At 64.0% G+C, this 14,993-nt stretch carries 15 protein-coding genes; 4 read left to right on the forward strand and 11 right to left on the reverse strand.

The window, feature by feature from the left end; all coding sequences use genetic code 11:
- Positions 1 to 11 precede the first annotated feature (11 nt).
- The 6 genes from C443_RS09205 to C443_RS09225 all read right to left on the reverse strand — a co-directional run bounded on the left by C443_RS09205 (position 12) and on the right by C443_RS09225 (position 4,118).
- Complete coding sequence (locus C443_RS09205; protein WP_005535810.1) at positions 12 to 323, reverse strand: DUF7126 family protein; 312 nt, start codon at positions 321 to 323, stop codon at positions 12 to 14.
- Entirely contained in the window at positions 320 to 1,237 is a 918-nt protein-coding gene (gene guaA / locus C443_RS09210) for a glutamine-hydrolyzing GMP synthase (RefSeq protein ID WP_005535811.1), read from the reverse strand. Before guaA ends, C443_RS09205 begins: the two co-directional genes overlap by 4 nt.
- Positions 1,237 to 2,898, reverse strand: coding sequence for a CTP synthase (locus C443_RS09215; RefSeq protein ID WP_005535812.1), 1,662 nt, complete (start codon positions 2,896 to 2,898; stop codon positions 1,237 to 1,239). Before C443_RS09215 ends, guaA begins: the two co-directional genes overlap by 1 nt.
- 77 nt (positions 2,899 to 2,975) lie before the next feature.
- Complete coding sequence (locus tag C443_RS09220) at positions 2,976 to 3,167, reverse strand: hypothetical protein (protein WP_005535813.1); 192 nt, start codon at positions 3,165 to 3,167, stop codon at positions 2,976 to 2,978.
- A 48-nt stretch (positions 3,168 to 3,215) separates the two neighbouring features.
- Positions 3,216 to 3,389: a hypothetical protein gene (locus tag C443_RS21685; protein ID WP_005535814.1), complete on the reverse strand. Its 174-nt coding sequence runs from the start codon at positions 3,387 to 3,389 to the stop codon at positions 3,216 to 3,218.
- Positions 3,390 to 3,524: 135 nt separating this feature from the next.
- Positions 3,525 to 4,118, reverse strand: a complete 594-nt coding sequence (locus tag C443_RS09225; RefSeq protein WP_005535815.1) for a dienelactone hydrolase family protein — start codon at positions 4,116 to 4,118, stop codon at positions 3,525 to 3,527.
- Positions 4,119 to 4,178: 60 nt separating this feature from the next.
- On the opposite strand from C443_RS09225, the gene C443_RS09230 reads away from it, so the two are divergent.
- Positions 4,179 to 5,021, forward strand: coding sequence for a PspA/IM30 family protein (locus tag C443_RS09230; RefSeq protein ID WP_004593696.1), 843 nt, complete (start codon positions 4,179 to 4,181; stop codon positions 5,019 to 5,021).
- 18 nt (positions 5,022 to 5,039) lie between these two features.
- On the opposite strand, the gene C443_RS09235 is transcribed toward C443_RS09230, so the two are convergent.
- The 5 genes from C443_RS09235 to C443_RS09255 all read right to left on the reverse strand — a co-directional run bounded on the left by C443_RS09235 (position 5,040) and on the right by C443_RS09255 (position 11,713).
- Positions 5,040 to 6,968 carry an SLC13 family permease gene (locus tag C443_RS09235; protein WP_005535816.1) on the reverse strand — a complete coding sequence of 643 codons (1,929 nt, stop codon included), beginning with the start codon at positions 6,966 to 6,968 and terminating at the stop codon, positions 5,040 to 5,042.
- 105 nt (positions 6,969 to 7,073) lie between these two features.
- Positions 7,074 to 7,976, reverse strand: coding sequence for a diacylglycerol/lipid kinase family protein (locus C443_RS09240; RefSeq protein WP_005535817.1), 903 nt, complete (start codon positions 7,974 to 7,976; stop codon positions 7,074 to 7,076).
- Positions 7,977 to 8,024: 48 nt separating this feature from the next.
- A complete protein-coding gene (locus tag C443_RS09245) occupies positions 8,025 to 9,065 on the reverse strand; it encodes a hypothetical protein (protein ID WP_005535818.1) in 1,041 nt (346 codons plus the stop codon).
- Positions 9,066 to 9,159: 94 nt separating this feature from the next.
- On the reverse strand, positions 9,160 to 11,088 hold the full coding sequence (thrS, locus tag C443_RS09250) for a threonine--tRNA ligase (protein WP_005535819.1): 1,929 nt from the start codon (positions 11,086 to 11,088) through the stop codon (positions 9,160 to 9,162).
- Positions 11,089 to 11,146: 58 nt separating this feature from the next.
- On the reverse strand, positions 11,147 to 11,713 hold the full coding sequence (locus C443_RS09255; RefSeq protein WP_005535821.1) for an HTH domain-containing protein: 567 nt from the start codon (positions 11,711 to 11,713) through the stop codon (positions 11,147 to 11,149).
- 182 nt (positions 11,714 to 11,895) lie between these two features.
- Here C443_RS09255 and C443_RS09260 point away from each other — a divergent pair, with 182 nt between their 5' ends.
- The 3 genes from C443_RS09260 (at position 11,896) to C443_RS09270 (ending at position 14,953) form a co-directional block, all read left to right on the forward strand.
- Positions 11,896 to 12,327 carry a universal stress protein gene (locus C443_RS09260; RefSeq protein ID WP_005535823.1) on the forward strand — a complete coding sequence of 144 codons (432 nt, stop codon included), beginning with the start codon at positions 11,896 to 11,898 and terminating at the stop codon, positions 12,325 to 12,327.
- Between the two features lie 109 nt (positions 12,328 to 12,436).
- Entirely contained in the window at positions 12,437 to 12,949 is a 513-nt protein-coding gene (locus tag C443_RS09265) for a gamma carbonic anhydrase family protein (protein WP_005535825.1), read from the forward strand.
- A gap of 57 nt (positions 12,950 to 13,006) precedes the next feature.
- Positions 13,007 to 14,953 (forward strand): hypothetical protein, encoded by a 1,947-nt coding sequence (locus tag C443_RS09270; RefSeq protein WP_005535827.1) that lies wholly within the window; start codon positions 13,007 to 13,009, stop codon positions 14,951 to 14,953.
- The last annotated feature ends 40 nt before the right edge of the window (positions 14,954 to 14,993 follow it).

Here is a 14,993-nt window from a genome sequence, read left to right on the forward strand (position 1 = left end):
GCGGGACTGCGCTACAGTTCCTCGGCGACAGCGTCGGAACTGAGCAGGCCCGGATCGACAACGAGGTCCGTCTGTCGGCTGGCGAAGTCGGGCAGGGAGCCCTCTGCGTAGACGACGACCCGGAGGTCGGGGTTGAGGTCCTTGGCGACAGCGATCGAGGTAGCCTGTGACATCTCGGTCAGCAGGTACACGTCCGCTTCGTGGATGCCGGCCTCCTCCAGCCCGGGGCGGTTGCCCACGTCAGCGACCGTCACAGTGTGTCCTTCGGCTTCGAGCGCGTCCGTGAGTCCGTTGGGGTCCGTACCGACGAGAACGACGTTCATTCGTACTCGATTGTCGCCGGCGGTTTGTGGGTCACGTCGTAGACGACGCGGGCGACGTTCTCGTGCGCCCCGGTGATGCGCGACTGCATGCGCTGGAGCGTGTCCCAGTCGAGTTCCTGTGCGCGGGCGGTCATGCCGTCCCGGCTCTCGACGGAGCGAACGGCGACGACCCAGCCGTGGACACGGTTGTCGCCCTTGACGCCCGTGGCCTTGCCGATGACGGCGGCCAGCGCCTGCCACGGCTCGTACTCCTCCAGTTCCTCCTCGACGACGTGGTTGGCCTCGCGGGCCACCTCCAGTTTCTCCTCAGTGACCTCGCCGATGATACGGACGGCGAGTCCCGGGCCGGGGAACGGCATCCGCTCGGAGATGATCTCTTCGAGGTCAAGCGCGCGAGCGACCTCGCGGACCTCGTCCTTGTAGAGGTCCCGCATCGGCTCGACGATCCCGTCGAAGTCGATCCGCTCGGGGAGGCCACCGACGTTGTGGTGGGACTTGATCGTCCCCTCGCTCTCGATGCGGTCCGGGTAGATAGTCCCCTGCACGAGGTAGTCGGCGTCGACCTCGCGGGCGACTGTCTCGAACTCCCGGATGAACTGCTCGCCGATGATGTGGCGCTTCTCCTCGGGGTCGGTCTCGCCTTCGAGTTCGTCGAGGAAGCGGTCTTGCGCCTCAACGATGCGCAGGGAATCCATGTAGTCGAAGGTCTCGCGGATCTCGTCGGTCTCGCCCTTCCGCATCAGCCCAGTGTCGACGTAGACGGCAGTGAGCTGGTCGCCGATAGCCTCGTAGGCAAGCGCAGCGGCCGTCGAGGAGTCGACGCCACCGGAGAGCCCGATGACGGCGTGCTTGTCCCCGATCTCCTCGGCGATTTCGGCTTTCGCCTCCTCGATGAACTCGTCGACGTTCACCATCAGTGGCTCACCTCCTCAGTCGTCGCAGTGTGGGGGTCGTCGCCGAGGACTGCTTCGAGCAGGCCGACGAACGGCGGGCTGGCACGCGTCGGTCGGGAGCGGAACTCAGGATGGAACTGCGTTCCGATGAAGTACGGATGGTCCTCGGGGCCGAGTTCGAGTATCTCCATACGGTTCCCGGCGCGGCCGGAGAACTTCAGCCCGGCGGCTTCGAGGTCGTCGATGTACTCGGGGTTGACCTCGTACCGGTGGCGGTGCCGCTCCGTGCAGGACTCGCCGCCGTACAGCGTTGCGGCGAGCGTGTTCGCGTCGATTTCGGTTTCGTGGGCACCCAGCCGCATCGTCCCGCCCATGTCCTCGATCTCGTACTGCTCGGGCAGGATATCGATGACGGGGTGTGGTGTGTCCTCGTCCAGTTCCGCTGAATGAGCGCCGCCCAGGTCCAGCACGTTCCGGGCGTACTCGACGACAGCCATCTGGAAGCCAAGACACAGGCCGAGGAACGGAACGTCGTTCTCGCGGGCGTACCGAATCGCCTCGATTTTGCCCTCCGTACCGCGGGCACCGAAGCCGCCCGGCACGACGATGGCATCGGCCTCGCGCATCCGGTCGGCGTGGTGATCGCTCATCTTCTCGGAGTTGACCCACCGGACGTTCACGTCGACGTTTTTCTCCAGCCCGGCGTGTTTCAGCGCCTCGTGGACGGACATGTAGGCGTCTTCGAGGTCGTATTTGCCGACGAGAGCGACTTCGACCTCGCCTTCGGTCTGTTGCGTGACGAGGTCGCGCCAGCGGTTCTCCCGTTCGTCTTCGGGCAGCGCCTCCGAGGCGATGTCGAGTTCTTCCATCACGTACTGATCGAGGCCTTCCTCCTCGACCATCAGCGGGACGTGGTAGATGTCGTCGACGTCCGGGTTCGAGAAGACTGCTTCCGTCGGCACGTCACAGAACAGCGCGATCTTCTCTTTCGTGTCGATGTCGAGTTTGTCCGAACAGCGACCGACGAGAATGTCGGGCTGGAGACCGATGGAGCGCAGTTCCTTCACGGAGTGCTGGGTCGGTTTCGTCTTCTGCTCGCCGTTTTTCGAGTATGGGACGAGCGTGACGTGGGTAAAGAGAATATCGTCCTCGTCCTCCTCGTGGGCGAACTGCCGGAGCGCTTCGAGATATGGCATCCCCTCGATGTCCCCGACCGTGCCGCCGACTTCGATGATACAGACGTCGTTGCCCTCGGCGGCCTCGCGGATACGGCGCTTGATGTCGTCGGTGATATGCGGGATGATCTGAACCGTGCGACCGAGGTAGTCGCCGGACCGCTCCTTCTCGATGACGTGCTGGTAGGTCTTTCCCGTGGTGACGTTGTGGTCGAAGGTCATGTCGATGTCGAGGAACCGCTCGTAGTTCCCCAGGTCGAGGTCGACCTCCCCGCCGTCTTTGAGCACGTACACCTCGCCGTGCTGGAAGGGGTTCATCGTACCGGCGTCGACGTTCAAATACGGGTCAATTTTGACCGCTGTAACGTCGAACCCGGCGTTTTTGAGTAATCTACCTGTGCTGGCGGCGGTGATGCCTTTCCCCAGGCCAGACATCACGCCACCGGTGACGAAGATGAACTTCCGACCCAGTTCCGGGTCGTAGTCCGTTTCGGGTTCGGTCGGCATACCGACGGTGAACCCCGCGTAGTCTAAACGGTTTCGGAGCGCGCACTGTTCGCCACCCCGTCGCAGTGTCAACGCGGCTACAGTGAGGGCTGCGTGAGGACGCGCCACGCAGCCACGAGCGCGGCAAGTGACAGCGCCGAGAACACCGCATCACTTGGACTGGAGCCGATGGCGACAAACAGCAGGTAGCCGGCGACGAACCCGCCCAGAAACGAGACGACGCCGTGCCGTGTGGAGTGAGATACCGCACCCCTGCTTCGTGTTGCCATATATCATTATTTATCAGTATATAGTATAAATGTATCTTCGACCGGGAGTCAGGACTTGAGTACGCCGGACCGGATAGCGAAGTACGTCCCAATGGCACCAACCGAGGCGAGTATGAGCGCCCGTTCCGGCCCGCCTGCAACGATCGCCGTCTGCATCAGAACTAGCAGCGCCACCAGTGTGGCGATGAACGAAACGGCAGCGAACGCGAGCGGGCGGTTCATGATCAGAGATTGGGCCGACAGCGCCTCTGTCTTTCGATACTATCCAGCAGGCGTGGCACTTGCCCGCTGTTCTCACTGGATACTGGAGTGACGGCCCGAATCAAACACGAACCCTGAACGGTGTGCTCCTAGCAGCTACAGGAGGTCACGGAGAAATGGCCCGACAGTCTCACTGATACGGCCGCTCTGGCCGACAAAGTGGTGGTCGGCTGGCAGGCGCTCAACCGTCAGTCCCAGTTCGGTGGCCCGGTCGGCGACCGGACCCCAGTCCACTGTCTCGTCGCGCTCCCCGACCACGACCTGTACTGGACAGTCGATGGTCTCAAGCGTGGCAACAGCGTCGAGATGCTCGGTCAGTCCGGCCGGAGGCGCAAGCACTGACAGGGCCGCGAGGTCGGCCGCAGTGTCGTACTCAGCGGCCGCCCGCAACGCCACGGCTGCGCCGAAACTGTAGCCAAACAAGCCAACGGTGTCAGCATGCTCAGCGGCCCACGCGAGGGCGTTCTCGGCATCGGTCCGTTCGCCACGTCCCTCGTCCCACGGGCCGTAGTCGAAGCGGAGACAGCCGATGTCGGGGACCAGCGAGTCACTGACCGCTTTCAGGCGACTGTCAGATCGCTTGCCACCGTACTGTGGATGTGGCGGGCACGCGACGACGATAGCGTCAGACTCGGGTCGGTCGAGCGACGCGGTGACATCTCGTCCGCCCGGTATCCCGACGGTAGTCATACGTGTTCACTCACCAGCCCTCTGTAAGAAATTTAAGGTTGGAGAGACCAATGCGGATACATGGGAATCCTCTCGCGCGCGTCGTACGTCATCCGTTCGAAACTCAACGCCGTCCTGAACCGAGCGGAAGACCCGACAGAGACCCTCGACTACAGCTACGAGCAGTTGCGTGACGAACTGCAAGACGTCAAGCAGGGCATCGCGGACCTGACGACCCAGAAGAAGCGACTGGAAATTCAGAAGCGCCGCCTCGAAGAGAACGTCGAGAAGCACAACGAACAGGCGCGCCAGGCCGTCGAGCAGGACCGCGAGGACCTCGCTCGGCAGGCGCTGGAGAAGAAAAAGCAGAAGATGAGCCAGATCGAGGATCTGGAAGGCCAGATACAGGACTTACAGAACCAACAAGACCAGCTGGTCGAGCAGAAAGACGAACTCCAGAAACAGATCGAGCAGTTCCGGACGAAGAAGGAAACGATGAAGGCTCGCCACGAGGCCGCGAAGGCGTCGGCGCGCGTCAACGAGGCGATGACCGGCGCGGGCGACGAGATGCAGGATATCAATCAAGCTATCGAGCGGGCAGAGGAGCGCACCGAGGACATGGAGGCCCGCTCACAGGCGATGGACGAACTCCGCGAAGACGGCGTCCTCGAAAGCCAGATATCGGACGAGAGTTCGCTGGAGCGGGAGCTTGAGGAGGTCCGACAGAAAGGGTCAGTCGACGCCGAACTCGACACGCTGAAAGCCGAGATGGGGAAAGCCGAGGACGGCGACAGCGGGTCGAGCGACGCGGACGTCTCCGAAGCCGAACTTGAACAGGAACTCGCCGACGAGAGTACGCAGGTCGACGTCGACGAGAGCGAGGTCGAGTCGGAACTTGACGAACTGAAAGAGGACGAGCAGTAACGCGGCGACGCGGGACTTTTACAGCGGCCAGACGACCGACACCGAGAGCGTCGTCACGGCACACAGAAGCAGTTGTAGCGGTCCGCCGACGCGCGCGAAGTCGGTGAAGCGATAGCCGCCGGGGCCGTACACCATCAGGTTCGTCTGGTACCCGATGGGTGTCAGGAAGGCCGTCGCGACCGCGAACGTCACGACGACGAGGAACGGGAACCCGGAAACGCCGATCTCGGCGGCGGTGGCGACGGCAATCGGGATCATCAGCACGACCGTCGCGGCTGGGGTGATGGCACTGGCGAGAACAGCCGTCAGGAGGTACACCAGCGCCAGCAGCGCGAGCGGCGGGAGGACGCCGGCGGCGTCAACGAGGAGCGCGCCGACGAACGCGGCCCCGCCGGTGGCCTGCATCGCCTGCCCCAGCGGGAGCAGGCCGGCGAGCAGGAACACGACGTTCCAGCTCACCGCGTCGTAGGCCTTCGACGCGCTTAGCGTGCCGGTCGCCACCGTGGCGACGACGCCGCCCAGCGCGGCGATGTAGATCGGGAGGAGGTCCAGTGCCGCAAGCGCGATGACAGCGAGCAAGGTCACGAGTGGGACCGCTGCAGCGGCGTCGAGCGAGGGCTGGCCGCCGTCAAGCGCGTCGAAGAGCTCGGGAGGGCCCTCGGTCAGGGTCAGGTAGCCCTCGTCCTGAAGGTGTCCCACTTCGTCAAGGGGCGTCTGGAGCAAGAGTAGGTCGCCAGCGGACAGCTCGATAGCCGTGAGGTTCTCGTGGATGATCTCGTCGCCGCGGCGGACCGCGAGGACCGTCACGTCGAACCGACTGCGAAGTTGTACGTCGGCGAGCGTTCGGCTGCGGAGTCGCGACTCCCTGTCGATGACGGCCTCCGCGAGGACGCCCGGATGCCCGCTCTCCGCCAGCAGGTCCGCCGTAACGGACTCACGGGCGAGGTCCCGAAGGTCAAGCGTCTGAGCGAGTTGGTTGACGGCCTGGCGGTTGCCACGGACCGTCAACACGTCGCCGGGTTCGAGCGGCCGGTCGGTGGCCGTTGCGAAGAACGACTCGCCGTTGCGGTCGATCTGGAGCACGTCGACGTCGAGCGGGTCACTCACGGCGAGGACCTGTTCGACGGTGGCCTCGGTCGGCAGTGACTCCCCTGCGTCGACCGCGTCAACGACCGCCTCGACTGCGTCGTCGGGGACACTTCCCTCAAGCGCTTCCCGCACCGTCAGCCCGACCAGCGGTGACGCCTCGCGAACACGTAGCTGCGCCAGGTGGCGGTCCATCTCGAACTCCTCGGTGAAGTCGGCCGCGGGGTGGACCCGTTCGGGGACGAGCGCCCGACCCACCGTCAGCAGGTAGCCCACGCCGACAGCGAGGACGACGACGCCGACGGGCGTCAGCGTGAACATCGAGAACGGCCGGCCGAGCAACTGCGCCGAGAGGTCGCTCGCGAGCAGGTTCGTCGCAGTGCCGACCAGCGTGAGCGTCCCGCCGAGCATCGCGGCGAACGAGAGCGGCAGCAACAGGTTCGACGGCGAGATACCGTATCGCTCCGAGAGGCCGGTGACCAGCGGGATGAAGACGGCGACAACCGGCGTGTTGTTGACGAACCCCGCGCTAACGCCCGTCGTGCCGACGATGGCGGTCAGCAGCCGCCGTTCGTCGCCGCCCGTCAGCGCCGCGAGCCGTCCGGCCAGCCAGTCGACAACGCCGGCCGATTCGACACCGGCGCTGAGGATGTACATCGCAACGATGGTAACCACCGCCGGGCTGGCGAACCCTTCGATGGCTGTCCGCGCCGGGACGCCGGTGTACGGTTCCAGCACGACCAGCGCGACGAGGACAGCGATGGCCGTCATATCAGGCGGGAGCCACTCGGTGACGAACAGCGTCAGGGCGACAACGACGAGCGCGAAGACCACGAGCGCGCCCATCGAAAGCGAGGGCATACCAGTTCCCTCGACGGACGGCGATAAAAACGTCCGGGGCGCTGTCAGGGAATTACGCAAGCGGACGCGGCTCACTCACCACTGCCCGCCGGTCGCACCGTCTCGTCACGCCGGGTCTGGCTTGTAGCCCGGCCCGACTCGCAGCGTCAGTGTGGTCTCACGCACCGACAGCGACAGCGTCTCGTGCGTGCTGAGTTCGCCGTCGCGGCTGAACGTGAGTTCCTTGCCGTGCCCGGCGACGGTAATCTCCTCCGCTCGAACGTGGGTCACGCCGTCGGTATCAAGCGCCAGTAGTCGCTGGCCGATGGCCTCCGCGACGAGGTTCCCTGTTGGCATCTGTTCAACGATAGCCACGTCGAGCAGGCCGTCTTCCATGTTTGCTTGCCCACCTTCGGCGACGAACTTGCGGGCGTTGCCCACCAGCAGGCAGGTGGCCTCGCCGGACCAGGTGAACGGCCCGTCTTCGCCAACAGCCGCGATAGTGATGTCGAGCCCGTCGAAACGGAGCGCCTCCTGTGCGCCGGTGAGCAGAAACGCCAGCGTGCCGAACCGCTCTTTGAGGTCGCCCGGAGTCGAAACGCTGGCGTCTGCGGGGAGGCCAGCGATACAGGAGACCAGAAACGGTTCGTCGCCGGCGACACCCACGTCGACCGGCCGCGCCTCTCCGACATCGGCGATTTCGACGCCGTGTTCGATGTCCGTGACACCGATGTTCCCGGCCAGCAGGTTCGCCGTTCCGGCCGGAATAACACTCAGCGTCACCGAGTCGAGGTGGCCAGCGTCGTCGAGCCCACGGACGACCTCGTTCACCGTCCCGTCGCCGCCACAGACCGCGACCTCAGATGCCTCGGCCCTGCCGGCCTCGCTGCCGAGTTCGACAGCATCGCCTGCCGCTTCGGTTTCGTACACCTCGAACCCACGTGCTTCCATCAGCCGCGGCACGTAGTCTGCGTGTTCGCCGTCGCCGCTGACGGGGTTGAGGATACACCGACGCGAGCCAATTTGCATAGTATTAGCGAGTCCGGACCGGCACTTATACCGTGTGATGTGACGGCGTCACTCCCAGTCGACGTCGACACTCCGGTTCGTCTCGCGGAGGATGAACGGGCCGATTGCGAGCGTTCGTTTAGTTATGGTGACGATACGGAGGACGTACGATATCAGGACCGTGAATGGAAGCAGGGACCCTGTCACCGTCACCGCGAGGAGCCACAACGCGTCGGAAACGCCGGCCGTGACGCCGACGAAATCCTGCACATCGAGGAACAACAGCGAGGTGATTGCGACGGTAAGCGCCGGGATGGCGACGTACAGCAGCGTCCGGGAGAGGTCGGACAGTTCCCACTGGAAATACAGCGTCTTGAAGTGTTCCCGGGCTGGGCCGAACAGTTCGAGCGTCTCGACGAGTTCCGCAAGCGAGTCGTCGACCTCGTCGGTGAGTTCGTCGGCGTAGGCTTCCCGGATGCGGCGACCGGCGTACAGCTTCCAGGAGTAGTTGTAGTTCAATGCGGCCTTGACGACATCGAACTCGCCGAAGGTCCCGCCGTCGAGCTGGTCGGTAACCCTGTCGGCGTTGCTCGTCACGTCCGCCAGATAGTTCGACAGTAACGCCGACAGGTCGTCATCGAGCGCCGCCCCCTCGGCGGCGTTCTGGGCATTCTCGGCCCGTTCGGCGGTCCCGCGGACCAGCGACCGGAGGAACGCCGAGGGCTCTGCCGGACTGACTGGCGTGTCGATGGCGTCGGCCACGTCGGCGCGGAACTGCATCGATCCGTCCATCCGCTCGCGCTGATCGCCCACCGCACCGAGTTCCTGTGACAGGACGAGTTGATTCAGTGTCAGGACCAGGGTAACCGCGGTTATGGTCCCCGTAATCAGTGCCTGGAACAGCGTTTCGACCGGGTCGCCACGGGTCAGCAGCGTCATAGCCGGTGTGGGGTGCAAGTGTCCGGCTGCGAGAACCCCAAAAAATAGGACACCGGAGAGGAAGGCGGTAACGATCCAGCGGTCCGCATCGAGGAGGAACCAGAGGAGTCGCGTGTCCCCCGCAGCGCGCCCCCGCATGGTATCGCTCGACTCACCGCTGTCAGTGGTCATACAGGTCGGCTCGCCCGCCGGGGTTAAAAGCACGTGCCCGGCACATCCTGGGAGTCAGTACATCGGCAGCGAGAATCGGCCGAGCGAACAGCAGCTATCGGCCGGCAAGGAACGTCACCGCAGTGCGCTGTTGCTCGACTTCGGTTTCGAGGTGGTCGCGGAACTCGGCGATGTCGATGTCTTTCTCCTCGCGTTCCTTGCGGTCCCTGACCGAGATAGTCCCGGCTTCCTCCTCGTTGTCACCGATGACACACATGTATGGGACGCGGTCGTCGTGGGCCTGCTGGATCTTCTTGCCGACGGTCCAGGAACGGTCCTCGATAGTGACACGGAAGTCATCGAGTTCCTCCTGAATCTCCTCGCAGTAGGCGATGTTGTCGTCGCTGACCGGTAGCAGGCGGATCTGCTCGGGGGCGAGCCACGGCGGGAACTTCCCGTTGTAGTGCTCGGTCAGCACCATGAAGAACCGCTCGTAGGAGCCATACAGCGCGCGGTGGATCATCACCGGGCGGTGCTCCTCGTTGTCTTCGCCGGTGTAGGAGAGGTCGAACCGCTCGGGCATGTTGAAGTCCAGTTGGACGGTCGGGCCGTCCCAGTGGCGGCCGAGCGCGTCCTCGAAGGCGAAGTCGATCTTCGGGCCGTAGAAGGCGCCGTCGCCCTCTTCGACGACGTAGTCGATGTCCTGCTCGTCGAGGACGGCTTCGAGCTGCGACTCGGCTTTCTCCCAGATTTCGTCGCCGCCGACGGATTTCTCGGGCCGGGTGGCGAACTGGACGGTGTAGTCGAGGTTGAACGTGTCGAGCGTGTCGAGGATGATGTCGACCGTCGCCAGCACCTCCTCCTCGATCTGGTCCGGGCGGACGAACAGGTGGCCGTCGTCGATAGTGAACGCCCACGTCCGGGAGAGGCCAGACAGTTCGCCCCGCTGCTCTTTGCGGTAGACCTTCCCGTCTTCGAAGTACCGCACCGGCAGGTCACGGTAGCTCCAGGAGTTCTGCTCGAAGATAGTGGCGTGGCCCGGGCAGTTCATCGGCTTCAGGCCGTACTCCTCGTCGTTGACGTCGAGCAGGAACATGTCGTCAACGTAGTTCTCGTAGTGGCCCGACTTCTTCCACAGTTCAGTCCGGAAAACGTGGGGCGTCTCGACCTCATCGTAGCCGGCGTCGCGGTTGAGCCCGGCAACATAATCCGACAGTTCGTTGAGGATCTTCTTGCCGTTAGGCTCGTACAGCGGCAGACCCGGCCCTGTGGTCTCGTCGATGGAGAACAGGTCCATCTCCTGGCCGATCTTGCGGTGGTCGCGCTCCTCGGCCTTGCGGCGCTGTTCGAGGAACTCATCGAGCGCATCCTCCGTTGGGAAGGCGGTTCCGTACACGCGGGTCAGCGTCTCGTTGTCCTCTTCGCCACGCCAGAAGGCCGCCGAGATTTCGAGCAGCGCGAAGCCGCCGATTTCGCCGGTCGATTCGACGTGGGGGCCTTGACAGAGGTCCTCGAACTCACCCTGCGTGTAGAAAGAGACTTCCTCGTCGTCCGCGGCCTCGGTTTCGAGGATGTCCTGTTTGAACTGATTGTCCTCGTAGCGTTCGAAGGCGTCGTCGCGGTCGACGAGTTCGCGCTCGATATCGAGGTCCTCCTCGATGATCTCCTCGGCCTCAGCCTCGATAGCTTCGAGGTCGTCCTCGTCGATGTCGACGCCGGTGATGTCGTAGTAGAACCCGTTGTCGGTCCACGGCCCGATTGTGAGCTTGGCATCAGGGTAGAGTCGCTGCAGGGCCTGTGCGAAGACGTGGGCGGCGGAGTGCCGAAGCACGTCGAGATACTCGTCACTGCTCTCGGTGACGATTTCGAGCATGACGTCTTCTGTCAACGGCGCGTGTTTGTCGACAAGGTCGCCGTCGACGACGCCGGCGACCGTGTCGTCACCTAACCCTGGCCCGATTTCGTAGGCGACATCCTCGACCGTGCTGCCGCGTTCGACCTCTAGTGGGGTCCCGTCGGGCAGCGTGACCGTGACCGTACTCATACCCGAGGATACGACGGCGGCCGGGGATAAGTGTATTGAGACGCGGGCGACGCTGGCGTTACTCTGGTAACGGCGGGTCCGAATCCTCGTCGGCGGTGTCGGCCGCCGACAGCTCGGACTGGGCCGGCGGCCGTGCCGCGCTTGCCCGTTCCAGCGATGCGAACGTCGATTCTTCCTCGCCTTCGATCATGGTAAGCCGGTCCATGACAGTGACGGTCTCTCCATCGGTCGTGTGCGGCGTCACGCACCTGAGTTCCGACCCGGTGTACTCGGCTAATAGTTGGACCGGAAACACAAGTGCCCGGTACTGTTCTCCCGATATTTCGGAGTCAACCGACCGGACCTGAAACGCAGGTTCGAGTGAACATCCGTTGCGTTTTGCCCACTCCTGAAAGACGCTAACTCGGTTGAGTGCGAATAGCCCAAGTTCGGTCCGTGCCTCCGCTGGTGTGGACGGTATCTGCCGGCCAATAACCTGAACAGAGACATCTGATAGAGCATCAGTGTCCGACAGCCCCTGAAGTCGATCGATGACCGCAGCCTGTTGCTGCGTGTGCCCGTCGGGCAGTAGTGAACGAACGTACAGTTCTGCCCGTGTCCCGTCTGGCTGCGTGCTCCCCTGCATCGTATAGAAATTAATAGGTAGCTACTGGCAAAAGTATTCCTGTTGACAAATAATGGTTAGAACAGTTATACACTGAACGACGGAAACTGAATCAAACGGGTCCACCACTGGTTGGACAGTCACGGACCGTGTCAGTGTGATAGGGAGTACTATGTGGGCACAGTTCGCATGAGAAGCCGGATATGTACGATTCGGTGCTCGTAGCCACAGACGGCAGTTCGGGAACGACGGAGACGCTCGCACACGCCACCTCGATCGCGCGCGACAACGACGCGACCCTCCACGGGCTGTACGTCGTGGACAAACGGCTGTACGTCGCGGCCGACAAGGCCAATCAGGATGAGGTTCGGCAGTCGCTGGAGGAGGAGGGCGAAGTCGCGCTCGACGACATCGTGGTCGGGGGCGAGGAGGCCGGCGTCGAGGTCCTCACGACAATGGCAGAAGGGATTCCCCACAAGACGATCACCGACTACGCCGAAGAGGAGGACATCGACCTCATCGTGATGGGCACCCACGGCCGAACCGGACGGGACCGGGTCGCCAATCTCGGGAGCGTCACCGAGCGCGTCGTTCAGAGCGCACCCGTCCCCGTCCTCGTCGTCCACATCGAATAGCGCGGTGTCACTCCGGGTGCAGTGAGGACGGACGCGACAGCGGCTATACGACCGGTACCACCCCGTTCTGACCGGTATCTTTTCGAGCCGCCGACACGATGGTGGCAGTATGGACAGCCGAGAGTACGAGTTCGAGGGAGCCACACCTGACATCCACGGATACGCCCACGTCAGCCGCGAGGCGACACTGGTGGGTGATGTCACCGTCGGCCCGAACGCGAACGTCTGGCCCGGTGTCGTGTTGCGCGGCGACGTGGCCCCCGTCGAGGTGGGCCGCGAATCGGCGATCGGTGACGGGGCTATCGTCCACGCTTCGACCGTCGGCGAGAAGGTGATGGTCGGCCACGGAGCCGTCCTCAACGATGCAGCGGTCAAGGACGGGGCGCTCGTTGGGTTCAATTCGACGGTCAGCGATGCCACCATCGGCGAGGGCTCTATCGTCGCGATGGGAACGGTCGTCCCACCGGGATACGAGGTCCCCGCGGAGTCCTTTGTCCGCGGGAGTCCGGCCACAGTGACACCGTTGTCCGAGACCACTATCGATCCCAACGAAGTGTTCGAGGCGTTCAGCTCCGGCGATTACGCGAACCTCGCGGCCCGCCACGAAGACCTCTTCGAGTAACATCCCGTCGGACAACGACGGGTCACTTATAGTGGAAGAACCCACACAGTACCGAGCATGGACGATATCGTCGACCTGGTGACCCGGTCGCTCGCTGACGAGACTGCCGCGGCGTTCACTGAGCGGGTCGACGAACAGGCGATGCAGCTCCGGAAAGCCATCGATGCCGGGGAGTTCGACAACGAGGCGTTCTCCGTCGGTCTGGAGATCGAACTATACGCGATCAACGCCGAGCCGGACCCGCCCGAACCGGACGATGGGGAAGACAGCGAGGAAGCCACCGAGGAGGACCTGAACAACGACCTGAGCGGATCGGGAAGCGCGGCCTGGAGCGGGTCACTCGACGCGCCAGCGGAGCCAGAAGGCGGTGGTGGCGCATCACTGGAACCAAACGGCGACGGGGCGTCACTGGAGCCAGACGATAGTAATCCACTGGAACCCGGCGGCGATGCGCCTCCGGACCAGAATGCTGGCGAAACCGCTGACGAGCCCGAGGATTCTTTCGGTCCCGGAGAGGGACCGTCGCTCGACATCGACCCGGACAGTCCGCTGGCCGAGGACGAACCGGAGACGCCAGAGGAGGAAGAGGCCGAACCGGCCGTCGAGTCGTCAGTCGAGGAAGAAAGTGACGAGCCGTACATGGATCCCGAGGACTGGAAGGGGCGGCTGACCCCCTTACCCGACGTGGTGTTCGAGGGGGAGGCCAACAAGGAACTGGGCCTGCACAACGCCGAGGTCAACACCGAGCCGAACAGTTTCGGCGAGACCGGAATGGAAGTCCAGACGACGGCGGTGGAGATGCAGACGAAACAGGCCCGCCAGCAAGCGAGCAAGCACAACTGCGAACTCGTCCTCGACGCGATGTGGACCATCCCACCCGAGGAAGGCAGCGAGCAGTACCTCTCGGCGCACGAGACGAACGACGGCGTCGTCCTCGCGGACAACATGCGGCAGGCCCCCAGATACGTGGCGCTGGACAACGAGGCGCTGGACCACGCCGGCGGCAGCATCGACTTCGACGTGCCGGGGTACAGCGGGTCGTTCCCGACGATTCTGTTCGAGTCGCTGGCCACCTCGATCCAGCCCCACCTCCAGATTCCGGACGCCGAAGCGTTCCCCGAGTACTACAACGCCGCGATCCGGACGCTCGGGCCGCTGCTTGCGCTGTCGGTGAACTCGCCGTTCCTCCCCGCGGACATGTATGGCGATACCGACGGCGAGTGGCTCTGTGCGAACACCCACCACGAACTCCGAATCGCGGCCTTCGAGCAGTCGGTCAACACCAGCGAGAACCCGAAGGTTCGGGTCCCGCAGGACCTCGACGACACGACGGATGTTGTCGGCCGTGTCGTCGACGACGACCTGTTCGCGCCGTTCCTGCGGGAGTTCCTGCACGACGATGACCGGACCGGGTTCGAAGACGAGTTCTGGGAGTTCGACCACAAGCGCGGGACCTACTGGCGCTGGCTCCGCTGTGTCGCCGGCGGAACCCCGGTCGAGGGAGCAAGCACCGAGCGGTCGCTCCGCATCGAGTACCGCCCGCTCCCGACCCAGCCTCACGCCAAGGACATGATCGGGCTACAGGCGCTGACGGTCGGCCTCATCCGCGGGCTGGTCGTCGCCGACCACCCCGCCGCGGAACTGCCGTGGCAGGAGGCCAGGCGGAGCTTCTACAGCGCCGCACAGGACGGCTCCGACGCGGACCTCTCGTGGGTGACGGCCGAGGGCGAGCGGACGGTTGATCACGACGACATCTACGACGAGGTTTTCCAGTACGCCCGTCTGGGGCTATCCGAGCAGGGCGTGCCCGAGGCTCGCATCGACGAGTATCTCGACCCGATTGAAGCCCGCTACAAAGCCGGTATGACCCCGAGCGACTGGAAGATCGACCGCGTCCGCGAGTACATCGACGACGGCGATGACCTCTCGACAGCCATCGAGTCGATGCAACGGGACTACATTGCGGCGAGCCGCGAACACCATTCCTTCGAGGAGTGGCTGTAAGCAGCCTGCTCCTGCTAGCGCGCCGGGAATCCCCTGCCGG

Origin of the sequence: Haloarcula argentinensis DSM 12282 (assembly GCA_000336895.1) — an archaeon.
Classification (GTDB): domain Archaea; phylum Halobacteriota; class Halobacteria; order Halobacteriales; family Haloarculaceae; genus Haloarcula; species Haloarcula argentinensis.